The sequence below is a fragment of the Pseudomonas sp. FW305-3-2-15-C-LB1 genome (assembly GCF_058787615.1).
Map to the genome: position 1 here is coordinate 54,824 of NZ_JBYSZX010000008.1, position 24,660 is coordinate 79,483.

Below are 24,660 nucleotides of genomic sequence, written 5' to 3' on the forward strand. Positions count from 1 at the left end.
AGATCGTTTGGTTATGTCGATAGAACCAAGGTCACGCGGCATTGACGTTCACCCACAGACCGGTGCGGCGAGTGATGTGGATCGGCAAGGTGCGCGCCAGGGTATCGAGGATTTGCTGGGGGTTGTCCAAGCGGTACAGGCCGCTGACACGCAGGCCCGCCACGGAGGGGTCCAGGCGCAACACGCCATTGTGGTAAGGCCGCAGCGCCTCGATGACTTCAGACAGCGGGCGGTCGCGCACTTGCAGGAAGCCGTCGACCCAGGCCGTGGCTCCGGAGGAGCTGGCCTGCACCGGGCCGAAACCGGCACGGTCATAGTGCACCTCATGGCCGGCGGCAAGTTGCAGGCGCTCGCCGTTCTGGCTGTCGATTTCCACCGCGCCGTTCAGCGCGACGACCTGGCCCTGCCCTGCCCGCTCGCGCACCAGGAGGCGGTTGCCATAGGCACGCAAACGCGCCTGGTCGGTCTGGATCATAAAAGGCCGAATGCGATCGCCAGCCACCTTGGCCAGCAACTCGCCTTCGCGCAGGCGCACCAGGCGCCGTTGTGGGTCGAACTGAATATCCGCCGCGCTTTGCGCGTTGAGCGACAGCTCGCTGCCGTCGTCCAACGTGACGGTGCGGCGCTCGCCGGTGCCGGTGCGGATATCCGCCGTGAGGTCCGCCAACGGCACACCCAGCGGCTTGGCCAACCAAGTCGCGCCGGCAGCCACACCAGCACCGACCAGCGCGACCTGTAACACCTGGCGACGGCTGGACGGTGCGTCCAATGCCTGCTGCAACAGCTGGCCGCTGACCCCTTGTGCCTGGGGAATCTGGAACACGCCGAGGCGCGTTTCCAACTGCCGGCACAACGCGTCATGGCGTGGGTCGGCGGCACGCCAGAGTTGGTAGCGCTGCCAGTCGCCCGCCGTGGCCTGGCCGGAACGCAGCAGCACGTACCAGCGCGTGGCGTCGTTGATCAGGTCGTCGTTCATTCCAGGCACAGCCGCAGGCAACGGTTGAAGGCGCGGGTCATGTAGTCGCTGACCGAGCGCTGGGAAATCCCCAGCTCGGCGGCGATTTCCGGGTAGGTCAGGCCATTGAGTTGCGAAAGCAAAAAGGTCGCCTTGACCTTGGCCGGCAAGCCGTCGAGCAGTTGGTCGATGGCGTGCAGGGCTTCGAGCATTTGTGCCAGCTCTTCCGGGGATGGCGCGGTAGACGTCGCATCGTTGTCGAGGGCATCGAGGTAGGCACGTTCCAGGTCACGGCGACGCCACAGCTGGTACATCAGGCGCTGGGCGATCGTAGTGAGCAAGGCGCGGGGCTGGCGGATCGGCACCACACTCGGCGCACTCAGGAGCTGGACGAAGGTGTCGGCGGCAATGTCTTCGGCGTGGGCGCGGGAATCAAGGTGGCGGTGCAAACGGCTGCACAGCCAGCCGTAATGACTGCGGAACAATCCGCCCACGTAATCGCTGTGAGAAGTGTCGGCGCCGGACATAGTGGCTCCATTTGAGAGGGTTGCACGTTATGTCCGGTGTTCCGGTGGAGCGATCCTAGCAAGGCTGCTTATTCTTTAATAATATTTAAAAGGTATTTTTATATAACTCTATTGAAGTACAGGATAGCCGACGCTGACGGCCTGATCCTGGTAGGTCAAGAGCACTGCGTAGTCGTCTTCGCTGGCGGGGAATACTTCATGCAAGCCCAGTGTTTCGGCCACCTCGGGTAAGTCCTGCAACGCCTGGTTCATCGCCTGGCGGACCTGGACCACCTGTTCATCGCTCAAGCCCGGCGGGCCGATGTAGGGCAAGGTCGGGCTCGGCGCGCTGTGGGTGACGATGCGCAGCCCCGCCACCTCTTGCGGCGCGAAGCGGGCGAGGTAGTCGTAGGTCACGCTGTCGATAGCGGCGAGGTCGGCACGGTCTTCGCGCAGCCAGCGCAGGCTTTCGCGATGGGCGCCGCTGATGCCGACACTGGCGAAGAAACGCCCGTCGCGCTGCAACGGCGCCAGGCGTTCGCGCAACAGGTTCATGCCGCTGTTGGAGTCGTGGCCGTTGATCACGCCACGGCTGTTGTAGAAGTCCGCCAGAGGGTGGCGCGGGTTGTCGTCGCGGGTCAGCAACAGGCTGCAATGTTCGCCCCGGCTGCTGTGGGGCAGCTCATAGCGCGGTCGACCGATCACGCGGACCTGGCCGCGCAATTGGGTCATCAGTGGATAACCGCAGGTTTGGGTCACCAGCAATTCGGGGGCGAGCCACAGGCCGGGCAAGTCCAGATGATCGGCATTGAGACGGCGCAGTCCGAGGTGTTCAAGGATGCGCTCCAGCCACTGTTGGTTGGCCTGCCGGATCGGCTCGGGCGCGACATACATCAGCAGTTCGGCGTAGTGCTCACTCATGCTCGTCTCTCACGCAAAGGGGTGCCGGGGGCTGTCGATGGCCTTGAGCCCGTGGCGGCCGATCAACTGGCCGTAGCCTTGCACCAGGAAGCCGCCGCTGCGCGCGATCCATTGTTCACGCCGGGCACGGTAGACCGTGGGCAGCAAGTACCAGGGCAGTTTCGGCAAATCGTGGTGCACCAGGTGCAGGTTGTTATTGAGGAACAGCCAGGTCCACGGCCAGGACGCTTCGTTGAGCACGCTGCGTTGCTCGGGCCGGGGGTGCGGGCGGTGTTCATAGTAGGAACGGATCGAGGCCAGGGACAAGGCCGGCACGCTGACCAGCAGCAGGTAATGCCCCACCGACAGCGCGCTGCAGTGGGCGATGAATATCAACATCAGCATGGTGACGGCACCGTGGGCCAGCCACATCGGCCATACCTGTGGCAGGCGCTGGCATTCGTGGCGGATCAGGCGGCCAATTGCCAAAGGGGCAGAAAGCAGGAAGCGGCCGAGCACGGTCTTGGTCACCCCGTGCACGCCGCGTTCGAACAGCGAGCTGTGGTCCCATTGCTGCTGGGTGAGGTAGCGGCTTTCCGGGTCGATGCCCGGCAGGGTCAGGTCTTCGTCGTTGTGGTGCAGCAGGTGGCTGTCGCGGTACAACGTGTAGGGGTACCACACGGCAAAGGGTGCATAGCCGAGAAGTTTATTGAGCAGCAGCGACCGGGTGGGATGGCCGTGGAGCAGTTCGTGTTGGACCGACAACCACAGCGTCACGAGCGGGATCAACAGCAGTGTGCTCAACCACGAGCCCAGCCAGTGACTGCCAAGGATCACGGCAAACCAGCCGGCGTATACGCCGATCAACAGTAGCCAGGTCGGCCATTCGGTTCTGGCGGTAAAGCATTGGGCCAGGGTTTCGATTTCCCGGCGTTGGGCAGGATCAAGGTAGTGGGCCATCGGCAGCTCAGAGCAGGTGTTTCCTGCTCTGTGCAATGGCGCGGGAAAATCTTGCAGATCGTTTGGCTATAAGCTTGTAACTCAGTGACCGAACAGGCCTGTCTCGGTTTTCTTGGCTTTCTTGTCGGCGCGTTTTTCATCCGCGGTCTTCGCCGGTTTTTTCTTCGCGGCTTTCTTTGAATCCATACCTTTGGCCATGATGCGTACTCCACTTTAAGGGGTTGCAGTCATGGGTATACCACCTATTGCCTCGCACAAGGCGTTTATAATCCCCGGCCCTTGATCACGCTGCCTGAAGACCATGCCCCCATTGCACATCGAACCGCTGGCCGAGCCCTTGTGGCCCCTGCTGAACAAGTTTTACCGCAGCCACAATTCGTCGATGAAAGCGCTCAAGGGCGGGCGCTTGTGGGTGGCGCGCGACAGCGAGATTGTCGCCGGCCTGTGCCTCACGCCCGTGGTTGGCGGGCAGTGGTTGACCGGGGTGTTCGTTGACCCGGCCTATCGCGGCCAAGGCTTGGCGGCGCGGCTGATCACGGCGGCTGCGGCTGATGTGAACGGTACGTTGTGGTTGCTGTGCCATCCGGAACTGGAAGGGATGTACCGGCGCATGGGCTTCACCCAGGACACGCTGCTGCCGCAGTCGCTCAACGAACGGCTGGTGCGCTACAAGCGCAACAAACCGATGATCGCGATGGGCTTAGATCGTTTGGTGAGGTCGACCACCGATAATGTGTGATCAGCATGTACAGGGCCCATGCTAGCCTCGGCGGCACAATGGCCCTTTACAGGATGATCATGAAAACGACGCTCGCAGCTCTCTCCCTCACCGCCCTGCTCGCCCCGGCCTTGAGCCAGGCCGCCGACGCACCGATCAGCGCCCGGCAGTACCAAAGCGTGCTGGCCGGCAGTTGGCGCGACCCGGCCAACAGTGCCCGCGACGGCTATCGCCACCCGCAACAGACCCTGGAGTTTTTTGGCCTGGGCGCCAGGCAAACCGTGATCGAGATCACCCCGGGCGGCGGCTGGTACAGCGAAGTACTGGCGCCGTTGCTCAAGGATCAAGGGCACTACATCGCCGCCGTGCAGGCCGCGAGCAGCAGCGCCTACGCGCGCACGTCGGAAGAGAACCTGAAGAAGAAATTCGCGGCCGACCCTACGCGCTACGGTAAGGCCTCGGTGGTGGAGTTCGATCCCAAGGCGCCGGTATTCGGCAAACCCGCTTCGGCGGATGCGGTGCTGACGTTTCGCAATGTGCATAACTGGGTAGCGGCAGGCACCGCGCCGGCCACCTTCAGTGCGTTCTACCGGGTACTGAAACCGGGCGGTGTGCTGGGTGTGGAAGATCACCGGGCCAAGGACGGGGCGGATCTGCAGGCAATCAAGGACAGCGGCTACCTGACCACCGCGCAGGTGGTCAAGCTGGCGACCGATGCCGGGTTCAAGCTGGCGGGACAGAGCGAGGTGAATGCCAACCCGAAGGACACCAAGGATTACCCGGCGGGCGTGTGGACGTTGCCGCCGACGTTGAAATTGGGAGAGCAGGACAAAGCGAAGTATGTGGCGATTGGCGAGTCGGATCGGATGACGTTGCGGTTCGTCAAACCGACCCAGTAACCCGCCTTGAAATACAGTCACCCTGTGGGAGGAGGCTTGGCCCCTCCCACAGGGTGATCTCAGTATGTCTGAGAGTTAGTCGTCGGCGGTGGGGTCCATGTCCGGGAACATCACCTCGATAAACCCGAACTTGCTGAAGTCGGTGATCCGCGACGGGTACAACCGGCCGATCAGGTGATCGCACTCATGCTGCACCACCCGCGCATGAAAACCGTCGGCAAACCGCACAATCGGCTCGCCCTTGGGATCAAACCCTTCATAGCGAATCTGCTGATAGCGGTTCACTGCACCACGCATACCGGGTACGGACAGACAACCTTCGTACCCCTCTTCCAACACCGGGCTGAGGGGGGTAATCAACGGGTTGATCAGGATCGTCTGCGGCACCGGTGGCGCGTCCGGGTAACGTTCGCTGGCCTCGAAGCCGAAGATCACCAATTGCAGGTCCACGCCGATCTGCGGTGCGGCCAGGCCTACGCCGCCCACGTGCTCCATGGTCTGGAACATGTCATCGATCAATTGCCACAGCTCGGGGCTGTCGAACATTTCCGGCGGAACCGGAGGCGCGATGCGCAGCAAGCGCTCGTCGCCCATTTTCAGGATTTCACGGATCATCGATCAGACTTCGTCAGGGGTGGGCTTGGAGTGGTCCCGGCCGAGGCCGGAGACGTGCTGTTTTTCGCCGACAGGCGGCGCGGACTGATCGAATTCCTTTTCACCCGGGTCCTTGCCTTCGGCGGACATGTGTTCGATCACCGCGTTCATTTCCGCCCCCAGCAGCAACACGGCGGCGGAAATATAGAAATACAGGAGCAGCACGATGATCGCACCGATACTGCCATACATGGCGTTGTAGTCGGCGAAGGTTTTGACGTAGTAGCCAAAGCCCAGGGACGCGACAATCCACACCACCACCGCCAGCACGGAGCCTGGGGTGATGAAGCGGAATTTCTGCTCGACGTCCGGCATCACGTAGTACATGAGGGCCACGGCGAACATCAGCAAAATCACGATCAACGGCCAACGCAGGATGGTCCACAGGGTCACAACGAATTCCTGCATGCCGATCTGCCCGGCCAGCCACTCCATCACTTGCGGGCCCAGTACCATCAGCGCGGCCGCGGCCAGCAACATGCCGGCGATGCCGACGGTGTAGAAAATCGACAGCGGGAAGCGCTTCCAGATCGGCCGACCTTCCACCACGTCGTAGGCGGCGTTCATCGCGCTCATCATCAGGCGCACACCGGCCGAGGCGGTCCACAGCGCAATCACGATACCCACCGACAGCAGGCCACCCTTGGATTGCTGCAACTGGTCGATCACCGGGTTGACCTGCTCGAGGGCCTGGGGCGGCAACACCAGCTCCGATTGCAGGCGCAGCCAGGTGAAGAAATCCGGCAGGTGCAGGAAACCGATCAGGGCAATCAGGAACAGCAGGAAGGGGAACAGCGAGAACAGCATCTGGTAGGCCAGTGCCGAAGCGTAGGTGGGCATTTCGTCATCGACGAATTCCTTGACGGTACGCAACAGCACTTTATGCAGCTTGAGACCATCGAGAACTGGAAAAATCATAGCGTCTCCTTTCGCCGCATAAAGGTTGAGTTTGTGGGCGACTCAGGGGCCGTTTTCTACATCAAGGTAGCCTATTTGGCGACCTTGAAACAATTTCGAAACTTTAATCACGCCATGTGACATAAAAACGGCCATCCGTGGATGGCCGTCAGGTTGCGCAAAAGCAGGCCTATTTGGTCGCTTTTTTTACTGCATCCTTGGTATCGCCGACGGCTTTTTCCACCTGGCCTTTCTTTTCCTGCACCACGCCTTCAGCGCGCAGTTTGTCATTACCGGTGACTTTGCCGACGCCTTGCTTGATATTGCCGACGGCCTCGTCTTTCAAACCTTTTGCCTTATCCGCTGTGCTGCCCATGGTATTTCTCCGAAAGAACAATCAAAGGGTTTTGGTCATTACCTAAAGATTGACCCGGGGCCGTTCGGCAGAGTTTCAATTATTTTCGTCGGGCATTTCATCGCCGACCGCAGGTTTGGCTTTATGTTTTGCGGCCAACCCACGAGAATGCCCGGCACATTCAGGCTACAACGCTGAATAACAGATCCCGTAGGAAGGTTATGAAACTCAATAAAGCACAGGCCATCGCCCGCAGAAACACCGAACTGGGCGGTGCCGTACTCGGCGTCAACAACTGCCACTTCACCGACCTGGACCGCAAGCGCAACATCTGGTGGTTCGACCTGCCAGTGGGCCGGATTGCCGTGGGCCAGTACGAGTGGATCCACCTGTTGATGCACAACGCCGAGACCGATCAGTTGCTGCACCTGAAGGTGCCGACGGTGTTCCTGCGTGAAAAGCTCGAAGGCCTGGTGGTGCGCAATGCGGGCAAGCGCAAGCCTGAGATCACTCTGGAGCTGAGCGCGGACAAGGACTCGTTCTTGAAAGATGTGCGCCCCGCCGGGGCTGGCGTGAGCTTCGCGCAGTTCGCCCTATAGAAACCGCTGTTCAAAATGTGGGAGGGGGCAAGCCCCCTCCCACATTTGTATAGCGTTACTTTTTAAGACCGAGCTTCTTCAACTCTTCATCACGCAGCTCACGCCGCAGGATCTTGCCTACGTTGGTGGTCGGCAGGGCATCGCGGAACTCGACAGCCTTGGGCACTTTATAGGCCGTGACGTTGGCGCGCATATGCTCCATCACTTGGTCCTTGGTCAGGGTGGCACCCGGCTTGACCACGATAAAAAGCTTGATGTGCTCCCCGGACTTCTCGTCCGGCACACCAATGGCCGCGCACTGCAGCACGCCCGGCAGGCCCGCCAGTACGTCTTCCAGCTCGTTGGGGTATACGTTGAAGCCCGAGACCAGGATCATGTCTTTCTTGCGATCGACAATGCGCATGTAGCCGTCCGGCTGGATGATCGCGATGTCACCGGTCTTGAGCCAGCCTTCGCTGTCGAGCATCTCGTCGGTGGCGTCCTGGCGCTGCCAGTAGCCCTTCATCACTTGCGGGCCTTTGACGCACAGCTCGCCGGTTTCACCCAGTGCGAGTTCGGTGCCGTCGTCGGCGATGACCTTGCAGACGGTGGACGGCACCGGGATGCCGATGGTGCCGATCTGGATATGCTGGATCGGATTGACCGTGGCCACCGGGCTGGTCTCGGTCATGCCGTAGCCTTCGCAGATGCCACAGCCGGTCACGGCCTTCCAACGCTCGGCCGCCGCCAGTTGCAGGGCCATGCCGCCGGACAGGGTGACTTTCAGCGCAGAGAAATCCAGCTTGCGGAACGCCTCGTTGTTGCACAGCGCCACAAACAGCGTGTTCAGGCCGACAAAGCCGCTGAACTTCCACTTCGACAGTTCCTTGACCATCGCCGGCAGGTCGCGCGGGTTGCTGATCAGGATGTTGTGGTTGCCGATCAGCATCATCGCCATGCAATGAAAGGTGAACGCGTAAATGTGGTAAAGCGGCAGCGGCGTGATCAGGATCTCGCAGCCTTCATTCAGGTTGGAGCCCATCAGCGCCTTGCATTGCAACATGTTGGCGACCAGGTTGCGGTGGGTGAGCATCGCGCCCTTGGCTACGCCGGTGGTGCCGCCGGTGTATTGCAGCACGGCCACATCGCTGCTGGCCGGACTGGCATCGCTGACCGGTTGGCCGTGCCCCTTGGCCAGCACGTCGTTGAACTTGATCGCCTTGGGCAGGTGATAGGCCGGGACCATTTTCTTCACGTACTTGATAACGCTGTTGATCAGAAGGCGCTTGAGCGGCGGCAACAGGTCGGCGACTTCGGTGACGATCACATGCTTGACGGCGGTCTTGGGCACGACCTTTTCCGCCAGGTGCGCCATGTTGGCAAGGCACACCAGGGCCTTGGCGCCAGAGTCGTTGAATTGGTGTTCCATTTCCCGCGCGGTGTACAGCGGGTTGGTGTTGACCACGATCAGGCCGGCGCGGATGGCGCCGAACACGGCGACCGGGTATTGCAGGACGTTGGGCAGTTGCACGGCGATTCGGTCGCCGGGCTTCAAGTCGGTGTGCTGTTGCAGGTACGCGGCGAAGGCGCCGGACAGTTCGTACAATTCACCGTAGGTGATGGTCTTGCCCAGGTTGCTGAAAGCCGGTTTGTTGGCGAAGCGTTGGCAGGACTGCTTCAGTACCGCCTGAATATTCGGATACTCGTCTGGATTGATTTCTGCGGCAATCCCGGCGGGGTACTTATCCTTCCAAAAGTCTTCGTTCATGGAAGCCCACTCCTCAGCGACGTCAGCGACGCGAATTCATCATCGCATTTGATGCGATTATTATTGGTGTATGTTTTTTTAGGTGAATCTGGCGCTTTCAAGCAGGCCGAGACGTCACAAAGCGCGCCGAGAGTAGCAGCTTTGCCAAAGGCCGCCTAGAGCCAAAAGAGGGGGTCACGGTCATAAACACGACTGTCCTACAATATTTGGTCACACTTTAAACCAAGCTGAAATAGCGGCATAGATGGCTCTGGAACGGGGCTTTCAGAACAACACAGTACAAATGTGGGAGGGGGCTTGCCCCCGATGGCGGTGGTTCAGTCTACGCATCTGGTGACTGACCCACCGCCATCGGGGGCAAGCCCCCTCCCACTTTTTTTTCAGCATATTTCAGGTCAAGCGATATCGCGCAACTCACGCCGCAAGATCTTGCCCACCGGCGTCATCGGTAACGAGTCGCGCAACACGATGTGCTTGGGCACCTTGTATCCCGTGAAGTTGGTCTTGCAGTATGCCTTCAACTCTTCGAGGCTCACCCCTTGGGCACGCGCCACCACGAACAGCTTCACCGCCTCCCCCGTGCGTTCATCCGGCACGCCGATCACCGCGCAGTTGGCCACCGCCGGGTGGGCCATCACGACATCCTCGATTTCGTTGGGATACACGTTGAAGCCCGAGACGATGATCAAGTCTTTCTTACGGTCAACGATGCGCACAAAGCCATCGTCATCGATCACCGCGATATCACCGGTCTTGAGCCAGCCTTCGGCGTCCAGCGCCTCGGAGGTGGCGGCCGGCTGCTGCCAGTAGCCCTTCATCACCTGCGGGCCCTTGATACACAGTTCACCGCGCTCGCCCAATGGCAGCTCGACACCCTGATCATCGATCACTTTCATCGCCGTGCCCGGCACCGGAATACCCACCGTCCCCAGGCGGGATTTGCTGCCGTAGGGGTTGGTGCTGGCCACCGGTGAGGTTTCTGTCAGGCCATAACCCTCGCCAATCGCGCAACCGGTAATCTGCTGCCAGCGTTCGGCCGTGGCCTTGATCAGCGCAGTGCCGCCGGAATTGGTGAGCTTGAGGTGGGAGAAGTCCAGGGTCTTGAAGTCCGGGTGGTCCAACAACGCCACAAATAGCGTGTTGAGCCCCAGCAGCCCGGTGAACCGCCACTTTTTCAGTTCCTTGATGAAGCCGCCGATGTCTCGCGGATTGGTGATCAGCACGTTGTGATTGCCCGAGACCATCATGCACATGCAATTCGCCGTGAAGGCATAGATATGGTAAAGCGGCAGCGGCGCGATCATCACCTCCTGCCCTTCCTTGATCAGCGGATGACCGTCATCGCCGGTCTGGGACATACAGGCGCGCACCTGTTGCATGTTCGCCACCAGGTTGCCATGGGTGAGCATCGCGCCCTTGGCCAGGCCGGTGGTGCCGCCGGTGTATTGCAGCACCGCGATGTCGTCCAGTGTGACGGGGTGGCGGGTCACGCCCAGGCCCGCGCCCATGTGCAGGGCGCGCTTGAATGACACCGCGCGCGGCAGGTCGTAGGCCGGCACCATCTTCTTGACCTTGTCGACCACCGTGTTGATCAGCCAGCCTTTGGCAGCGGGCATGAAATCGCCCATCTTGGCTTCGATCAGGTAGTCGATCTCGGTGTCGCTGCACACCTCCTGCACCCGCGAACCGAACAGGTTGAGGTAGACCAGCGCACGCACGCCGGCGTCCTTGAACTGGTGACGCATCTCGCGCGGGGTGTAAAGCGGGTTGGTGTTGACCACGATCAGCCCGGCGCGCAAGGCGCCGAACACCGCAATCGGGTAATGCAGCACGTTGGGCATCTGCACCGCGATGCGCTCGCCCGGCTTGAGGTCGGTGTGCTGTTGCAGGTAGCCGGCGAACGCGGCGCTCTGGCGTTCCAGTTCGGCGTAGGTCAGGGTGATGCCCATGTTGCTGAATGCCGGACGGTCGGCGAAGGCCTTGCAGGAGCGCTCGAAGACTTCGATCACCGACTTGTAGGCAGAGAGGTCAATGTCGTTGGGAACGCCCGCTGCGCGTTTGTCATTCCAGAAATCAGGTTGCATTATTCTTGTCCTCTTACCTGAGTGTGTCCGGCCGCTTTCTGACTGCTATGAAAAGCGGAGCTTTGGGGACGTTAGCAGCTATGGCCAAACAGGCAAATACAGGAAAGAGCGTCATTAATTGCGTGAATCTTCCTACAAGGCTTCGCACTGATCAGACGCAGCCGTGCGGATGAGCTATACACTGCAACGACGCTGAGCAGACCTTGAGCAGACCTTGAGCAAAGGAACCGCCATGAACCACACCTCCTTCTGGCTGACCGCGAATGACCGCAGCCGCCTGTACGTCAATCAATGGATGCCCGACGGTCCGCCCAGGGCGCTGGTGATGCTGTCCCATGGCATGGCCGAGCACAGCGGGCGCTATGCGCGCCTGGCGCAAGCCCTGTGCGACGCTGGCTACGGTTTATATGCGCCGGACCAACGGGGTCACGGCCGCACCGCCGACGAAGGCACCCTGGGCCTGTACGCCGAGCACGACGGCTGGAACAAGGTGGTGGGCGACCTCGCCAGCCTCAACCAGCACATCGGCCAGCAGCAGCCGGGGTTGCCGATCATCTTGCTGGGGCACAGCATGGGCAGCTATATCGCCCAGGCCTATCTGCTGCACCACAGTGCCAGCCTGGATGGGGCGATTCTCAGCGGTTCGAATTTCCAGCCGGTGGCGCTGTACCGCGCGGCGCGATTGATCGCACGGGTCGAACGACTGCGCCAGGGATTGCGCGGGCGCAGTGCGCTGATCGATTTCCTGTCGTTTGGATCGTTCAACAAGGCGTTCAAACCCAATCGCACCGCTTTCGATTGGCTCAGTCGCGACCCGGCCGAGGTGGACAAGTACATCAACGACCCACTGTGCGGGTTCCGCTGCACCAACCAGCTGTGGATCGACCTGCTCGGCGGCTTGCAGCAAATCAGCAAAGCGTCCAATCTCGCGCAGATCGACCCGGGCCTGCCGATCCTGGTGATGGGTGGCGAATGTGATCCGGTGAGCGAAGGCAAGCGTCTCAACAGCCTGGCCGACGCCCTGCGTGAAGCGGGCTGCCAGCACCTGCAACTGAATATCTACCCGCAGGCGCGCCATGAAGTGTTCAACGAAACCAACCGTGATGAAGTCACGGCGGATGTACTGAGCTGGCTCGACCAGGCCCTGACCTTGCGCAGACCGACGCGCTGCGAATAAATTTTCGATTAAAATCAGTCAGTTAAATTACCGATTAGCCACAGGATGCACGTTTAGATGACCCAGGTAACCAACACCCCGTACGAAGCCCTCGAAGTCGGCCAGACCGCCAGTTACAGCAAGTTGGTGGAGGAGCGTGATATCCAGCTGTTCGCCGCCATGTCCGGCGACCACAACCCGGTGCACCTGGATGCCGAGTACGCCAAGGCGACCATGTTCAAGGAGCGTATCGCCCACGGCATGTTCAGCGGTGCCCTGATCAGCGCGGCCGTTGCCTGCGAGCTGCCTGGGCCGGGCACGATCTACATCGGCCAGCAGATGAGCTTCCAGAAGCCAGTGAAAATCGGCGATACCCTGACCGTGCGCCTGGAAATCCTCGAGAAGCTGCCAAAGTTCCGCGTGCGCATCGCCACGCGTGTGTTCAACCAGCGCGATGAGTTGGTGGTGGATGGCGAGGCGGAAATCCTGGCGCCGCGCAAGCAGCAGGTGGTGACGCTGACCGAGTTGCCGCCGATCAGCATTGGCTGAAGTCTACGCAAGACAAATGTGGGAGGGGGCTTGCTCCCGATAGCGGTAGATCAGTCGATATTTCAATGACTGAGGCACTGCTATCGGGGGCAAGCCCCCTCCCACATTCTTTTACAGCGCAGGGCTTACGACTGAGCGCGAGCCTGGTTACGCAGGGCTTTCACCTGGTCGTGGTTGCGTTGCACGCCGTGGTACTGACGCTCAACCAGGTCACGAATGCCCAGCAGGTTGTGCTTGTTGATCTTCTCGATCGCTTCCTTGTAAGCCTTCAGTGCGTGGTCTTCACCACGCTCGGCTTCGTTCAGCACCGCTTCTTCATCTTTACCGGTGAGCATCGACTTCACGTCGACCCAACCACGGTGCAAAGCGCCGGCAACGCTGCCGGAATCTTCCGGATCGCCACCCAGGGCACGCACGGCGGTTTTCAGCTCGGCGGCAGCGGTGGCGCAGTCGGCGGAACGCTTGGCGAACAGGGCTTTGAGCTCTGGGTGCTTGATGTCTTCAGCGCACTCCTTGAAACCCTTTTGGCCGTCGATGCTGGTTTCGATCAGGTCGTTCAGTACGGAGATCGATTCTTTATTGATGTCAGTCATTTTTCAATTCCTTGTACGGGTTAGAAGGTTGTCTTAGTGATTGCAGCGCCCGTGCCAGGTTTTCAAAAAACAAAATCCATATACATTTCAATAACTTAAGATTAATTGAACCATCTGTATGTATGTTATTTGCATGATCTGTCATTTGGCCTTCATGCAGAATGCCTGTATTTTCCAAGGTCACGACTCAACCTTCCGAGCCTTCATGAATCCCGAAAAACTCGCACTGCTGATCACCCGCGAAATGCCCTTCGGCAAATACAAGGGACGGATCATCGCCGACCTGCCCGGCCCCTACCTCAACTGGTTCGCCCGTGAAGGTTTCCCCCACGGCGAACTCGGCGGCTTGTTGGCGTTGATGCAGGAAATCGACAGCAACGGATTGTCCGAGTTACTCGAACCGCTACGTGCCAAACACGGCAAACCCGCCCCGCGCCATTGAGACCTCCCAATGCCACGCAATGCTGACAACGAACAACATTGGCAGGCCGTTTCCGAGCGCTACGCCTTGGAGCCCGGCCCGATCAACCTGGAAAACGGTTACTTCGGGCGTATGAGCCGAACGGTGCAATCCCATTACCTTGACCAGGTTGCGTTTATCAACCGGAGTAATTCGCTGCATGTGCGCCAGCGCTTCGAGCGAGGCGAGAACGTCGAGATTCGTCGGCAACTGGCCGAGCTGATTGATGTGGCCCCGGAGTCGGTGGCCTTTACCCGCAACGCCACCGAAGCCTTGCAATCACTGATCCGCAACTACAACCGCCTGCAACCGGGCGACCAGGTGCTGATCAGTGACCTGGAGTACGACACGGTCAAGGGTGCCATGCGTTGGCTGGCCGGCGTTCGCGGGGTGGAGGTGATCGAACTGTCCCACGTACACCCGGCCAGTTTCGACAGCCTGGTGCAGACGTATCTTGATGCGTTCGTCCAGTACCCACGTCTGAAGCTGATGGCGCTGACCCACGTCACCCACCGCACCGGCCTGGTGATGCCCGTCGAAGCGGTCGCCAGGGCGGCGCGTGAGCATGGCGTGGACGTGATCCTCGATGGTGCCCATGCCCTGGGCCAGATCGAGTTCAATCTGGCCGAGCTGGGCATTCAGTTTGCCGGCTTCAACCTGCACAAATGGATCGGCGCGCCACTGACCCTGGGCTTCCTGTACATCGCCCCGGAGCGTCTGGCCGATATCGACCCGGACATGGGTGAGTTTCACTACCCCGCCACCGATGTGCGTGCACGTACGTCCTACAGCACGCCGAACTTTCCGGCGCTGATGACCTTGCCGCTGGTGTTTGAAGAGCATCGCCAATTAGGTGGCTCGGCGGCAAAAGGCGCACGGGTGAATTACCTGCGGGACCTGTGGGTCAGCCAGGTGCGGGCATTGCCGGGGATCGAGGTGCTGACGCCGGATGATCCGAGGGTGTATTGCGGGATTACGGCGTTCAAGTTCAGCGGGCGGGATCAGCAGGCGATGGTCGATAGACTGCTCAAGGACTACAACCTGTTTGTCACTACTCGAACCGGTGCGTCGTTCGGCACCTGTATCCGGGTGACACCGGGGCTGGTGACGTCGGCAACCGAGATCGCCGTGCTGGTCAAAGCCATCACCGAGTTGAGCGTCGGCTAAGCGCCTTTTCTACAGACAAAAAAAAGCGGTACACCGACCAAGTGCACCGCAAAAATGCCGTCAAGCACAGCAACAACGATTCAGTAAAAGCAGATCAATCCAGCAGGGCCAGCGCCTGCGCGGTAACTTCCTGGATGCGCGCCCAGTCGCCGTTCTTGACCCATTCCGGGTCGAGCATCCAGCTACCGCCCACGCACATCACGTTTTTCAACGCCATGTAGTTTTTGATGTTGGCCGGGCCCACGCCGCCGGTCGGGCAGAATTTCACTTCGCCGAACGGGCCGCCCAGGGCCTTGATCGCCGCCACGCCGCCGCTGACTTCCGCCGGGAACAGCTTGAAGCGGCGATAACCCAGGCCATAGCCTTCCATGATGCCGGAGGCATTGCTGATGCCCGGCAGCAGCGGGATCGGGCTGTGTACCGAAGCTTCCAGCAAGTCGCGGGTGATGCCGGGGGTGACGATGAATTGCGAGCCGGCCACTTCGGCCGCTTCGAGCATGTGACGGTCCAGCACGGTGCCGGCACCGGTGCACAGTTCAGGGCGTTGTTCGCGCAGTACCTGAATGGCCTTGAGGCCGAACTCCGAACGCAGGGTCACTTCCAGTGCGGTCAAACCGCCGGCTGCCAGGGCATCGGCCAGCGGCAGGATGTCCTGTTCGCGGGCAATGGTGATCACCGGCAGGATCCGCGCCTTGGCGCAGAGGCTGTCGATCAAGGCAACTTTATCCGCCATGGACACGGTCGGTTGAGGGCTTTTCATAGCGGCTGATCCTTGGCTCATGGGCACCAGTAAATCTCTAATGTAGGTTGCAGAAACGCGCGAATCGGCATGGCAGCGACGTCATCGCTGGCCAGCGCGGCGCTCAAGGTGGTCAATTTCGAACTGCCGGAAATCGACAGTACGGTGTAGTTCGCCGTGGCCAGCAGCGCGCGACTCATCGTCAGGCGCTGGTGCGGCACGGTCGGCGCCAGCATCGGCCAGCAACGGCGGGTACCGTCGGCCTTCAACGCTTCGCCCAGGTTGGGACTGTCGGGGAACAGCGATGCGGTGTGGCCGTCATCGCCCATGCCCAGCACCAGTACGTCAATGGCTGGCAATTCGGCCAGCAGGCGATCGGCCTGCTCGGCTGCGTCTTCAAGATTGGCCGCAGCGCTGTACAGGCTCAAGAACCTGGCCTTGGCCGCCGGGCCTTGCAGCAGGTGCTGCTTCAACAGGCCGGCATTGCTGTCGGCATGTTCCACTGGCACCCAGCGCTCGTCGGCCAGGGTGATGGTGACCTTGGACCAGTCCAGGCCCTGCTTGGCCAGGTGTTGGAAAAACGCCACGGGGCTGCGGCCACCGGACACCACCAGGGTCGCTTCACCACGGGCACTGATGGCCGTGCGCAGTTGCTCGGCCACGTCATTGGCCAGGCCTTCCGCCAACAGCACCGGGGTGCGGTACTCGTGAGGGGTTACGCCCTGGGGCAGTTTCAAATCAGATATCGCCATACCACGACCTCCCATCCCGCGTGATCAGTGCAATCGAGCTCATCGGCCCCCAGGACCCGGCCGCGTACGGCTTGGGCGCATCACCGGATTTTTTCCACCCGGCGATCAGCTGGTCACACCACTTCCACGCGGCTTCGATTTCATCTTTGCGAACAAACAGGTTCTGATTGCCGCGCATCACTTCCAGCAACAACCGCTCGTAGGCATCCGGGATACGGGCGCTGCGGTAGGTGTCGGAAAAATTCAATTGCAACGGGCCGCTGCGCAGTTGCATGCCCTTGTCCAGGCCCTGCTCCTTGGTCATCACTCGCAAGGAAATGCCCTCGTCCGGTTGCAGGCGGATGATCAGTTTGTTGCTGATCTGCAGGCGCTGCTCGGGGGCAAAGATGTAGTGGGACGGTTCCTTGAAGTGGATGACGATCTGCGACAGCTTCTGCGGCATGCGCTTGCCGGTGCGCAGGTAGAACGGCACCCCCGCCCAACGCCAGTTGCGGATATCGGCACGCAGGGCAACGAAGGTCTCGGTGTCGCTCTGGGTGTTGGAGTTCTCTTCTTCCAGGTACCCCGGCACCGGCTTGCCGGCGCTGTAGCCGGCGATGTACTGGCCGCGCACCACCTGGGTGGTCAGGCCGTCCGGGCTGATCGGCGCCAGGGCCTTGAGCACCTTGACCTTCTCGTCACGGATGCTGTCGGCGGACAGGTCCGCCGGCGGGTCCATGGCGATCAGGCACAGCAGCTGCAGCAAGTGGTTCTGGATCATGTCGCGCAGCTGGCCGGCCTTGTCGAAGTAGCCCCAACGGCCTTCGATACCGACCTGCTCGGCCACGGTGATTTCCACGTGAGAGATGTAATTCTGGTTCCACTGGGTTTCGAAAAGGCTGTTGGCGAAACGCAGGGCGATCAGGTTCTGGACGGTCTCTTTGCCCAGGTAGTGGTCGATGCGGTAGGTGCGGTTCTCCGGGAAGAACTGGGCCACGGCGTCGTTGACCTTGCGCGAGGACTCCAGGTCCGAACCAATCGGTTTCTCCAGCACCACGCGGGTGTTGTCCGCCAGGCCGACCTTGGACAGGTTCTCGCAGATAGCGCCGTACACCGCCGCCGGTGTGGCGAAGTAGGCGATCAAGCGTTGTTCGGTGCCGGCGACTTCCGCCAGGGCCACGTAGTCATCGGCTTTCATGAAGTCGACGTGAACATAGGTCAGGCGCGCCAGGAAACGCTGGGCGATGGTTTCGTCCAGTTCCTTGCCGACGTATTTACGCAGTTCTTTTTCAATGTGCGCCAGGTGCTGTTGCTCGGAACCGGCTTCGCGGGCCAGGGCCAGGATGCGCGTGTCGTCGTGCAGGAGCGCGGCGCCATCGAGTTGATAGAGGGCAGGAAATAACTTGCGCAGCGCCAGATCACCCAAGGCGCCAAACAGGGCAAAGGTGCAGGGTTCTACGGTTATCGAAGGCATGATGTTTGTTCTTTTATCAAGTTAAGCTACAAATACCTTTTTTCAAGGCATCACTCAAGGAAAAATGTAGTAATAACCACAACATTTTCCCGAAATACGCATTCCGAGTGGTGGTGTTCAGCTACCCTCAGTAGGATAGGCCACCGCAAAAGGCCACTCGTCGATTGGTTGCCACCCTAATTTGCATCGTCGCCCGAAGGAAAGACTGAATGGACCGCGTGCGAAATCTTCTGGAACAGATCCAGAACCGCCTCGAAGAATTGAACAAGGCCGAGAAAAAAGTTGCCGAGGTCATCCTGCTCAACCCGCAGCAGGCGACCCGCTTCTCCATCGCCGCCCTTGCCCAGGCCGCCTCGGTCAGTGAACCGACGGTCAACCGTTTCTGCCGTTCGTTCGGCGTGAGCGGCTACCCTGAACTGAAATTGCAGCTGGCGCAAAGCCTGGCCAGCGGCGCGGCGTATGTCAGCCGCGCAGTGGAAGCCGATGATAACCCCGAGGCCTACACCCAGAAGATCTTTGGCAGCGCCATCGCGTCGCTCGACAGCGCCTGCCAGGCCCTGGACCCGGCCCTGATCAGCAAGGCCGTGGACCTGTTGATCCAGGCGCGGCAGATCCACTTCTTCGGCCTGGGCGCTTCGGCACCGGTGGCGATGGATGCGCTGCACAAGTTCTTCCGTTTCAACCTGGCGGTCACCGCCCATGCCGACGTGCTGATGCAGCGCATGATCGCCTCGGTGGCACACACCGGCGAGTTGTTCGTGATCATTTCCTACACCGGGCGTACCCGTGAACTGGTGGAAGTGGCGCGCATCGCCCGTGGAAACGGCGCTTCAGTGTTGGGCGTGACCGCCGAAAACTCGCCGCTGGCCAAGGCCAGTACGGTGAGCCTGAACATTCCACTGCCCGAAGACACCGACATCTACATGCCGATGACCTCGCGGATCATCCAGTTGACGGTGCTGGACGTATTGGCCACCGGCATGACCTTGCGTCGCGGGGTGGATTTCCAGCCGCATTTGCGCAAGATCAAAGAGAGTTTGAATGACAGCCGGTATCCGGTGGGGGATGAGTTCAACTAGGCCTGCCTTTGTGTTGGCTGTACTGGCCTTATCGGGGGCAAGCCCCCTCCCACATTTTGACTGTATTCACAGAGCAAAGTGTGGGAGGGGGCTTGCCCCCGATGAGGCCATCAACCACCCCGCTAAACCCCAGCCCTGGCCTGCAAACTCAAATGCGCCCTCTCCCCCGGCGCCAGGCTCGCCCCGGCCATCGCCGACTCCACGCACACAAACCCCGACGCCTCGTTGAAGCTCACGCCCAACAGCGGTCGGCTGCCCGGATGCCACACCACCGTGTCGGCGCTGTCGCCGGTGTCGATGCACAGTTCGCGCTGCCAGGCGTGGTCCTTGAGTTGCAATTCGCCTTCGTGCTGGAACACCCGCTGGCAACCGCCTTCTACCCGCAACTCACCCTCCTGCTGGCAGACCTGGCGGTTGAGCTGGTCGTAACCTTGCGCACCGTCGAGCCCAGACAGCGCTATCTCATCAACATGACCAATACGCCAGTAAGCGTGCAATGCATGGCTCAGTTGGCACGGCAACTCATCCTGATGCTCGGTGCTCAGGCGCAGCTCCAAGGTTTCGCCCAGGTGCGCGTGCAGGTCGACCTGCCAGTCGCACAGCTGCAATTGCCAGTGCAGGCGCACACCGTCGTCGTCAGTGCTGCTGTCGAGCAATTTCCAGTCGATCAAGCGCGCCCAGCCATGGGATGGCCAGGCATTTTCACTCGGGTGACGGCCATACCACGGCCAGCACACCGGCACGCCTCCACGGATGGCGCCGACTTGCGGCCACTTGGCGGCACACCACAACCACGGTTTCTGGCCGGTAGGCTGAAAGTGCAGCAATTGCGCGCCCTGGCGACTGAACACCGCCTGGCACAGCGGATGATCGATCACCAACACATCACGCATCTGAAAACGCTCCCAGGCGAACACCGGACGCTCGCGCAGGGATTTGAAAAAGCGTTGCAGCGGTTGCTCATGCATGTGCCACGGTCCTGATTGTCTTCACAGTGCGACCCAAAAAAAGCGGGTAGCCATGGCTACCCGCAAAATGCGCACAGAGAGAAGGAGCTTATCGCAACAGCGTTAGAACGTAGACTGAATTTTCAGGCCCGCCACCAACGCGTTGTCGACTTTGTCCACGCCGCCAGGCTGGACAACGTATTGCAGGTTAGGACGCACGGTCAGCCAGTTGGTGACGTGGAAGCCGTAGTTGAGTTCAACGTTGTACTCGGTCTCACGGATCGGCGTGTAGAGAGGATTGTCATAGTCGCTCACACCATTGGCGGCGTTGAGCAGTTCAGAGTTTTTCTTCACGTCATCGTTGACGTGCAGGCGCGCGACACCAATGCCGACGTCATCTTTCGGACGCGCGTCGAATGGGCCTTTGTACACCAGCATGAGCGACTGATAGTTGTCGACCAGGTTGGTTTCCTTATCGTGGAAGGTGGCGTTGGCCGCGATGTTCAGGCCGCGGGAGGCATCGCCGTTATGGGTGGTGAGTTGCTGTTGAGCAACGAACCAGTAGCCTTTCTTGCTGCTGCGGGTACGGTAGGCGGCGCGGGTGGTCGCAGCATCATTGCCGTTGATGTCTTCACGGACGTCAGAGGCATCAGCCGCGCTCTTGTAGTAACCCACACGGTATTCGCCCGGCAGGTTGTTGACCTTCGGCGACCAGACCAATTCCACTGGGATCACGGTGCCCTTGGTACCGCTGCCGCTGAGCTTGAAGCCATTACCGTGTTCGAGCTGCGAGGGGTTCTGGTTGTACGCGCCGATCTGCGCATACAGCTCAGGCGTGATGTTGTACTTCACACGGATCGCGGCCTGACTGACGGGCCAGTTGTACCAGGTGTTGACGTAGTTACCCACTTGCGAACCGCAGAACGACAGGTTCTGGAAGTCGCACGGGAAGGTGTTGAAGTCTTCGCCTTCGCCGAAGTAACCAAGCTTCACGTCCAACTTGTTGTCGAACATCTGGTGCTGGATCCAGAACTGGGTCAGACGCACCATATGGCCACGGCCGTACACTTCTTGAGACGAGCTCAAGGTGCCGGCACGCGGATCGCCGATGCGGTCGTTGGAGATGTTCTGGCCATTACGGTTGGTCAACTGGATCTTGGCCTGGGTGTTATCCCAGCCCCACAGTTTTTGCAGGTCGAGTGCCACGCCGAGACCGAACTGGTCAGAGTAGCGACCGGTCTTGTCGTGGTTGTAACCGCCCTTGGCGTTGTAGCCCATCTCCCCAACGTAGTCAGCCTTGATGTCGATACCTTGCTCGATCAGCTTGGTACGCTCACCACCCCAATCGCCGGTCATCCACTTCGAATCAGCACTGAATGCATCGGCCGCCATCGCATTGGCGGACAAAACCAGGGCTGCTGCAGCTGACATTTGGCAGATCAGCCGAGTGTTGTTGTGTTGCTTTTTCATCCCTACATCCTCGTCTTTATTGTTATTAAACTGTTTTTATCTAACGCGGGTTACTTTTTTATTTGAAACAACAACTTAGCTGCTTCAGCGGCCTTTGAATTGGGCCACGTTGTCGGCATGCCCCTGTGCGGGCAATGAAGAAGCAGTGCCTAGGCGTTCGCCAGTGTTGGCGTCGAACAGCAATACCTTGGCCGGATCAAATTGCAGGGTCAGGGTCTCGCCGACCTGGGGCGCCACATCCGGCGCCAAACGGCAGCAGACCTTGGTGTCATTGAGCTGCACGAACACCAGGGTGTCCGGACCGGTCGGTTCGGTGACCTGGACTTCAGCACGAATGCTCGACGAGCCGTTGCCCTCACCCGCCGCCAACACGATCTGCTCCGGGCGCAGGCCCAGAATCACATCACGGTCCTCCAGACCTGCGTCGTTCATGCCTAATGGCAATTCGCAACGGGCCTGGCCGCTGTCGAGCAGCGCGACCAAACGACCTTCCTTGCGTTTTAGGCGCATAGGAACGAAGTTCATGGGAGGTGAACCGATAAAGCTTGCCACAAACAGGTTGGCCGGGTCGTTGTAAATTTCTTTCGGCGTGCCAAATTGTTGGATGATGCCGTCCTTCATCACCGCCACTTTGTCGCCCAGGGTCATCGCTTCGATCTGGTCGTGGGTCACGTAGACCGTGGTGGTCTTGAGGCGCTGGTGCATCAGCTTCATTTCGGTACGCATCTCGACGCGCAGCTTGGCGTCGAGGTTGGACAGCGGCTCGTCAAACAGGTAGATCTTCGGCCGACGCGCCAGGGCACGGCCCATGGCCACGCGCTGTTGCTGGCCGCCGGAGAGCTGGCCCGGCTTGCGGTTGAGCAGGTGTTCGATCTGCAGCAGCTTGGCCACGCGTGCCACTTCGGCGTCGATATCCGCCTGGGCCATCTTGCGGATCTTGAGGCCGAACTCAATGTTCTCGCGCACGCTCATGGTCGGGTACAGCGCGTAGGACTGGAACACCATGGCGATGTCCCGGTCCTTGGGGCTCATGCCGCTCACGTCCTGGTCGCCGATCATGATCGCGCCGCCGGTGATGGTCTCAAGGCCGGCGATGCAGTTCATCAGCGTGGATTTGCCGCACCCTGAAGGGCCGACCAGGATCAGGAACTCGCCTTCCTTGATCGACAGTTCGATGTTCTTCAAGGTGTCGGGCAGGCCGGCGCCATAGGTCTTGTTTACATTGCGAAGTTCAAGCGTAGCCATGATTACCCCTTGACCGCGCCGGCCGTGAGGCCGCGCACGAAATACTTGCCTGCGATCACATAGACCAGCAGGGTCGGCAGCCCGGCGATCATCGCCGCCGCCATATCCACGTTATATTCCTTGGCCCCGGTGCTGGTGTTGACCAGGTTGTTCAGCGCCACCGTGATGGGCTGGGAATCGCCACTGGAGAACACCACGCCGAACAGGAAGTCGTTCCAGATCTGGGTGAACTGCCAGATCAGGCAGACCATGATGATCGGGGTCGACATCGGCAGAATGATCTGACGGAAGATGGTGAAGAATCCCGCACCGTCCAGGCGTGCCGCCTTGATCAGCGCGTCCGGGATGCTCACGTAGTAGTTACGGAAAAACAGCGTGGTGAACGCCAGGCCATAGACCACGTGCACAAACACCAGGCCGGTGGTGGTGCTGGCCAGGCCCATCTTGCCGAGGGTGAACGACGCCGGCAGCAGCACGGTCTGGAACGGCAGGAAGCAACCGAACAGCAGCAAGCCGAAGAACAACTGCGAGCCTTTGAAGCGCCAGAACGACAGCACATAGCCGTTCAACGCACCGATGGCGGTGGAGATCAGTACGGCCGGAACGGTGATCTTGATCGAGTTCCAGAAGTAACCGTCCACAGTGGCCCAGGCCTTGACCCAGCCGATGCCCGTGACCACGGTCGGCCAGCTCAGCAGGTTGCCGGTGCTGATGTCTTCCGGGGTTTTGAAGCTGGTCAGCAGCATCACCACCAGCGGCACCAGGTACAGCAGCACGGCAAGGATCAGCACCGCGTAGATCGCGATGCGACTCAGGCTGACAGGTGATTTGGAGGCGAGACTAGTCATGACGTTTGGTCCTCAGCTCGGAGTAGAGGTAAGGCACGATGATCGCCAGGATCGCACCGAGCATCAGGATCGCACTGGCCGAACCCATGCCCATCTGGCCACGGCTGAAGGTGAACGAGTACATGAACATGGCAGGCAGGTCGGACGAATAGCCCGGGCCGCCGGCGGTCATTGCCGCCACCAGGTCGAAGCTCTTGATCGCAATGTGCGCCAGGATCATCACCGCACTGAAGAACACCGGACGCAGGCTGGGCAGCACCACGCTCCAGTAGATGCGTGGCAGGCTCGCGCCGTCGATCTGGGCGGCACGGATAATCGACTGATCGACGCCACGCAGGCCGGCGAGGAACATCGCCATGATAAAGCCCGAGGCTTGCCATACAGCGGCGATCACCAGGCAGTAGACCACGCGGTCCGGGTCGATCAGCCAGTCGAGACGGAAGCCTTCCCAGCCCCAGTCACGCAGGAGTTTGTCCAGGCCCATGCCCGGGTTGAGCAGCCATTTCCAGGCCGTACCGGTGACGATCATCGAGAGCGCCATCGGGTACAGGTAAATGGTGCGGATAAAGCCTTCACGACGGATTTTCTGGTCGAGGAAGATCGCCAGGGTCACCCCGATAACCAGGGTGATGCCGATGAACATCCCGCCAAACACCGCCAGGTTCTTGCTCGCCACCCACCAGCGGTCGTTGTCGAACAACCGCGCGTATTGCGCAAGGCCCGCCCATTTGTAGCTTGGCAGGAACGTGGAATTGGTGAACGAGAGTACAAACGTCCACAGGATATAGCCGTAGAAGCCCACCAACACGATGAACATGCTGGGCGCCAGCACCAGTTTGGGTAGCCAGCGCTGCAGTGCATCGAACGGCGAGGCTTTGCTGAACACAGCAACAGAACTCATGGGGAAATCCAGTACAGGGAAAAAGGA

26 protein-coding genes are annotated in these 24,660 nt (G+C 60.3%); 8 read left to right on the top strand and 18 right to left on the bottom strand.

Going from position 1 to position 24,660, the window contains the following annotated elements; genetic code table 11:
- Positions 1–31: 31 nt before the first annotated feature.
- The 4 genes from AC3WP7_RS17045 to AC3WP7_RS17060 form a co-directional block, all read right to left on the bottom strand.
- Entirely contained in the window at positions 32–976 is a 945-nt protein-coding gene (locus tag AC3WP7_RS17045; RefSeq protein WP_093513933.1) for a FecR domain-containing protein, read from the bottom strand.
- Positions 973–1,482 (bottom strand): sigma-70 family RNA polymerase sigma factor, encoded by a 510-nt coding sequence (locus AC3WP7_RS17050; protein ID WP_102592896.1) that lies wholly within the window; start codon positions 1,480–1,482, stop codon positions 973–975. The genes AC3WP7_RS17045 and AC3WP7_RS17050 overlap by 4 nt, the downstream gene beginning before the upstream one ends.
- A 108-nt stretch (positions 1,483–1,590) precedes the next feature.
- Complete coding sequence (locus tag AC3WP7_RS17055; protein WP_093513932.1) at positions 1,591–2,382, bottom strand: phosphate/phosphite/phosphonate ABC transporter substrate-binding protein; 792 nt, start codon at positions 2,380–2,382, stop codon at positions 1,591–1,593.
- 9 nt (positions 2,383–2,391) lie between these two features.
- Positions 2,392–3,321, bottom strand: a complete 930-nt coding sequence (locus tag AC3WP7_RS17060) for a fatty acid desaturase (RefSeq protein WP_102592895.1) — start codon at positions 3,319–3,321, stop codon at positions 2,392–2,394.
- Positions 3,322–3,622: 301 nt separating this feature from the next.
- Between AC3WP7_RS17060 and AC3WP7_RS17065 the strand changes: the two genes are divergently transcribed.
- Positions 3,623–4,060, top strand: coding sequence for a GNAT family N-acetyltransferase (locus tag AC3WP7_RS17065; protein WP_071489464.1), 438 nt, complete (start codon positions 3,623–3,625; stop codon positions 4,058–4,060).
- A gap of 59 nt (positions 4,061–4,119) precedes the next feature.
- Entirely contained in the window at positions 4,120–4,938 is an 819-nt protein-coding gene (locus tag AC3WP7_RS17070) for a class I SAM-dependent methyltransferase (RefSeq protein ID WP_102592894.1), read from the top strand.
- Between the two features lie 75 nt (positions 4,939–5,013).
- On the opposite strand, the gene def is transcribed toward AC3WP7_RS17070, so the two are convergent.
- From def to AC3WP7_RS17085, 3 genes are all read right to left on the bottom strand, one after another.
- Positions 5,014–5,553, bottom strand: a complete 540-nt coding sequence (gene def, locus AC3WP7_RS17075) for a peptide deformylase (protein ID WP_092247002.1) — start codon at positions 5,551–5,553, stop codon at positions 5,014–5,016.
- 3 nt (positions 5,554–5,556) lie between these two features.
- A complete protein-coding gene (locus AC3WP7_RS17080; protein ID WP_058423207.1) occupies positions 5,557–6,510 on the bottom strand; it encodes a YihY/virulence factor BrkB family protein in 954 nt (317 codons plus the stop codon).
- A 169-nt stretch (positions 6,511–6,679) separates the two neighbouring features.
- Positions 6,680–6,865: a CsbD family protein gene (locus tag AC3WP7_RS17085; protein WP_016973106.1), complete on the bottom strand. Its 186-nt coding sequence runs from the start codon at positions 6,863–6,865 to the stop codon at positions 6,680–6,682.
- A 200-nt stretch (positions 6,866–7,065) separates the two neighbouring features.
- Here AC3WP7_RS17085 and AC3WP7_RS17090 point away from each other — a divergent pair, with 200 nt between their 5' ends.
- Positions 7,066–7,443 carry a hypothetical protein gene (locus AC3WP7_RS17090; protein ID WP_016973105.1) on the top strand — a complete coding sequence of 126 codons (378 nt, stop codon included), beginning with the start codon at positions 7,066–7,068 and terminating at the stop codon, positions 7,441–7,443.
- 55 nt (positions 7,444–7,498) lie between these two features.
- Here AC3WP7_RS17090 and fadD1 read toward each other — a convergent pair whose 3' ends face one another.
- A complete protein-coding gene (gene fadD1, locus AC3WP7_RS17095) occupies positions 7,499–9,190 on the bottom strand; it encodes a long-chain-fatty-acid--CoA ligase FadD1 (RefSeq protein WP_092246999.1) in 1,692 nt (563 codons plus the stop codon).
- Between the two features lie 395 nt (positions 9,191–9,585).
- Positions 9,586–11,274, bottom strand: a complete 1,689-nt coding sequence (gene fadD2, locus AC3WP7_RS17100; RefSeq protein ID WP_102591865.1) for a long-chain-fatty-acid--CoA ligase FadD2 — start codon at positions 11,272–11,274, stop codon at positions 9,586–9,588.
- Between the two features lie 232 nt (positions 11,275–11,506).
- On the opposite strand from fadD2, the gene AC3WP7_RS17105 reads away from it, so the two are divergent.
- Both AC3WP7_RS17105 and AC3WP7_RS17110 read left to right on the top strand, forming a co-directional pair.
- Positions 11,507–12,451, top strand: coding sequence for an alpha/beta hydrolase (locus AC3WP7_RS17105; protein ID WP_102591866.1), 945 nt, complete (start codon positions 11,507–11,509; stop codon positions 12,449–12,451).
- A gap of 57 nt (positions 12,452–12,508) precedes the next feature.
- Positions 12,509–12,979: a MaoC family dehydratase gene (locus AC3WP7_RS17110; protein WP_010208208.1), complete on the top strand. Its 471-nt coding sequence runs from the start codon at positions 12,509–12,511 to the stop codon at positions 12,977–12,979.
- A gap of 125 nt (positions 12,980–13,104) precedes the next feature.
- Here the strand turns inward: AC3WP7_RS17110 and AC3WP7_RS17115 are convergent, their stop codons facing one another.
- Positions 13,105–13,572, bottom strand: a complete 468-nt coding sequence (locus AC3WP7_RS17115; protein WP_010208206.1) for a ferritin-like domain-containing protein — start codon at positions 13,570–13,572, stop codon at positions 13,105–13,107.
- A gap of 205 nt (positions 13,573–13,777) precedes the next feature.
- Between AC3WP7_RS17115 and AC3WP7_RS17120 the strand changes: the two genes are divergently transcribed.
- On the top strand, positions 13,778–14,014 hold the full coding sequence (locus AC3WP7_RS17120) for a DUF3820 family protein (RefSeq protein ID WP_092247157.1): 237 nt from the start codon (positions 13,778–13,780) through the stop codon (positions 14,012–14,014).
- Positions 14,015–14,023: 9 nt separating this feature from the next.
- A complete protein-coding gene (locus AC3WP7_RS17125) occupies positions 14,024–15,199 on the top strand; it encodes an aminotransferase class V-fold PLP-dependent enzyme (protein WP_102591867.1) in 1,176 nt (391 codons plus the stop codon).
- Positions 15,200–15,293: 94 nt separating this feature from the next.
- Here AC3WP7_RS17125 and AC3WP7_RS17130 read toward each other — a convergent pair whose 3' ends face one another.
- Genes AC3WP7_RS17130 through zwf form a run of 3 tightly spaced genes read right to left on the bottom strand, consistent with a single transcriptional unit; the run spans position 15,294 to position 18,143 of the window.
- On the bottom strand, positions 15,294–15,959 hold the full coding sequence (locus AC3WP7_RS17130; RefSeq protein WP_026013852.1) for a bifunctional 4-hydroxy-2-oxoglutarate aldolase/2-dehydro-3-deoxy-phosphogluconate aldolase: 666 nt from the start codon (positions 15,957–15,959) through the stop codon (positions 15,294–15,296).
- 17 nt (positions 15,960–15,976) lie between these two features.
- Positions 15,977–16,690 (bottom strand): 6-phosphogluconolactonase, encoded by a 714-nt coding sequence (gene pgl / locus AC3WP7_RS17135; RefSeq protein ID WP_071489448.1) that lies wholly within the window; start codon positions 16,688–16,690, stop codon positions 15,977–15,979.
- Positions 16,677–18,143: a glucose-6-phosphate dehydrogenase gene (zwf, locus tag AC3WP7_RS17140; protein WP_092246987.1), complete on the bottom strand. Its 1,467-nt coding sequence runs from the start codon at positions 18,141–18,143 to the stop codon at positions 16,677–16,679. Before zwf ends, pgl begins: the two co-directional genes overlap by 14 nt.
- Positions 18,144–18,361: 218 nt before the next feature.
- Here zwf and AC3WP7_RS17145 point away from each other — a divergent pair, with 218 nt between their 5' ends.
- On the top strand, positions 18,362–19,222 hold the full coding sequence (locus AC3WP7_RS17145; protein ID WP_170856097.1) for a MurR/RpiR family transcriptional regulator: 861 nt from the start codon (positions 18,362–18,364) through the stop codon (positions 19,220–19,222).
- A gap of 122 nt (positions 19,223–19,344) precedes the next feature.
- Here AC3WP7_RS17145 and AC3WP7_RS17150 read toward each other — a convergent pair whose 3' ends face one another.
- The 5 genes from AC3WP7_RS17150 to AC3WP7_RS17170 all read right to left on the bottom strand — a co-directional run bounded on the left by AC3WP7_RS17150 (position 19,345) and on the right by AC3WP7_RS17170 (position 24,633).
- Entirely contained in the window at positions 19,345–20,190 is an 846-nt protein-coding gene (locus AC3WP7_RS17150; RefSeq protein WP_071489446.1) for a D-hexose-6-phosphate mutarotase, read from the bottom strand.
- Positions 20,191–20,292: 102 nt separating this feature from the next.
- On the bottom strand, positions 20,293–21,639 hold the full coding sequence (locus tag AC3WP7_RS17155) for a carbohydrate porin (protein ID WP_071489445.1): 1,347 nt from the start codon (positions 21,637–21,639) through the stop codon (positions 20,293–20,295).
- Between the two features lie 84 nt (positions 21,640–21,723).
- Positions 21,724–22,884, bottom strand: coding sequence for an ABC transporter ATP-binding protein (locus AC3WP7_RS17160; protein ID WP_071489444.1), 1,161 nt, complete (start codon positions 22,882–22,884; stop codon positions 21,724–21,726).
- A 2-nt stretch (positions 22,885–22,886) separates the two neighbouring features.
- Positions 22,887–23,732: a carbohydrate ABC transporter permease gene (locus tag AC3WP7_RS17165; protein ID WP_102591868.1), complete on the bottom strand. Its 846-nt coding sequence runs from the start codon at positions 23,730–23,732 to the stop codon at positions 22,887–22,889.
- Positions 23,725–24,633, bottom strand: a complete 909-nt coding sequence (locus AC3WP7_RS17170; protein WP_071489442.1) for a carbohydrate ABC transporter permease — start codon at positions 24,631–24,633, stop codon at positions 23,725–23,727. The genes AC3WP7_RS17165 and AC3WP7_RS17170 overlap by 8 nt, the downstream gene beginning before the upstream one ends.
- Positions 24,634–24,660 lie beyond the last annotated feature (27 nt).

What these genes read in the sequence shown, in the direction of transcription:
- AC3WP7_RS17165 (WP_102591868.1), bottom strand. Translation starts at nt 23,732, where the DNA reads ATGACTAGTCTCGCCTCCAAATCACCTGTCAGCCTGAGTCGCATCGCG.
- AC3WP7_RS17150 (WP_071489446.1), bottom strand. Translation starts at nt 20,190, where the DNA reads ATGCATGAGCAACCGCTGCAACGCTTTTTCAAATCCCTGCGCGAGCGT.
- AC3WP7_RS17155 (WP_071489445.1), bottom strand. Translation starts at nt 21,639, where the DNA reads ATGAAAAAGCAACACAACAACACTCGGCTGATCTGCCAAATGTCAGCT.
- AC3WP7_RS17160 (WP_071489444.1), bottom strand. Translation starts at nt 22,884, where the DNA reads ATGGCTACGCTTGAACTTCGCAATGTAAACAAGACCTATGGCGCCGGC.
- AC3WP7_RS17130 (WP_026013852.1), bottom strand. Translation starts at nt 15,959, where the DNA reads ATGAAAAGCCCTCAACCGACCGTGTCCATGGCGGATAAAGTTGCCTTG.
- AC3WP7_RS17050 (WP_102592896.1), bottom strand. Translation starts at nt 1,482, where the DNA reads ATGTCCGGCGCCGACACTTCTCACAGCGATTACGTGGGCGGATTGTTC.
- AC3WP7_RS17115 (WP_010208206.1), bottom strand. Translation starts at nt 13,572, where the DNA reads ATGACTGACATCAATAAAGAATCGATCTCCGTACTGAACGACCTGATC.
- fadD2 (WP_102591865.1), bottom strand. Translation starts at nt 11,274, where the DNA reads ATGCAACCTGATTTCTGGAATGACAAACGCGCAGCGGGCGTTCCCAAC.
- AC3WP7_RS17065 (WP_071489464.1), top strand. Translation starts at nt 3,623, where the DNA reads ATGCCCCCATTGCACATCGAACCGCTGGCCGAGCCCTTGTGGCCCCTG.
- def (WP_092247002.1), bottom strand. Translation starts at nt 5,553, where the DNA reads ATGATCCGTGAAATCCTGAAAATGGGCGACGAGCGCTTGCTGCGCATC.
- fadD1 (WP_092246999.1), bottom strand. Translation starts at nt 9,190, where the DNA reads ATGAACGAAGACTTTTGGAAGGATAAGTACCCCGCCGGGATTGCCGCA.
- AC3WP7_RS17120 (WP_092247157.1), top strand. Translation starts at nt 13,778, where the DNA reads ATGAATCCCGAAAAACTCGCACTGCTGATCACCCGCGAAATGCCCTTC.
- AC3WP7_RS17125 (WP_102591867.1), top strand. Translation starts at nt 14,024, where the DNA reads ATGCCACGCAATGCTGACAACGAACAACATTGGCAGGCCGTTTCCGAG.
- AC3WP7_RS17110 (WP_010208208.1), top strand. Translation starts at nt 12,509, where the DNA reads ATGACCCAGGTAACCAACACCCCGTACGAAGCCCTCGAAGTCGGCCAG.
- AC3WP7_RS17090 (WP_016973105.1), top strand. Translation starts at nt 7,066, where the DNA reads ATGAAACTCAATAAAGCACAGGCCATCGCCCGCAGAAACACCGAACTG.
- AC3WP7_RS17080 (WP_058423207.1), bottom strand. Translation starts at nt 6,510, where the DNA reads ATGATTTTTCCAGTTCTCGATGGTCTCAAGCTGCATAAAGTGCTGTTG.
- AC3WP7_RS17085 (WP_016973106.1), bottom strand. Translation starts at nt 6,865, where the DNA reads ATGGGCAGCACAGCGGATAAGGCAAAAGGTTTGAAAGACGAGGCCGTC.
- AC3WP7_RS17060 (WP_102592895.1), bottom strand. Translation starts at nt 3,321, where the DNA reads ATGGCCCACTACCTTGATCCTGCCCAACGCCGGGAAATCGAAACCCTG.
- AC3WP7_RS17105 (WP_102591866.1), top strand. Translation starts at nt 11,507, where the DNA reads ATGAACCACACCTCCTTCTGGCTGACCGCGAATGACCGCAGCCGCCTG.
- AC3WP7_RS17055 (WP_093513932.1), bottom strand. Translation starts at nt 2,382, where the DNA reads ATGAGTGAGCACTACGCCGAACTGCTGATGTATGTCGCGCCCGAGCCG.
- zwf (WP_092246987.1), bottom strand. Translation starts at nt 18,143, where the DNA reads ATGCCTTCGATAACCGTAGAACCCTGCACCTTTGCCCTGTTTGGCGCC.
- AC3WP7_RS17070 (WP_102592894.1), top strand. Translation starts at nt 4,120, where the DNA reads ATGAAAACGACGCTCGCAGCTCTCTCCCTCACCGCCCTGCTCGCCCCG.
- pgl (WP_071489448.1), bottom strand. Translation starts at nt 16,690, where the DNA reads ATGGCGATATCTGATTTGAAACTGCCCCAGGGCGTAACCCCTCACGAG.
- AC3WP7_RS17045 (WP_093513933.1), bottom strand. Translation starts at nt 976, where the DNA reads ATGAACGACGACCTGATCAACGACGCCACGCGCTGGTACGTGCTGCTG.
- AC3WP7_RS17170 (WP_071489442.1), bottom strand. Translation starts at nt 24,633, where the DNA reads ATGAGTTCTGTTGCTGTGTTCAGCAAAGCCTCGCCGTTCGATGCACTG.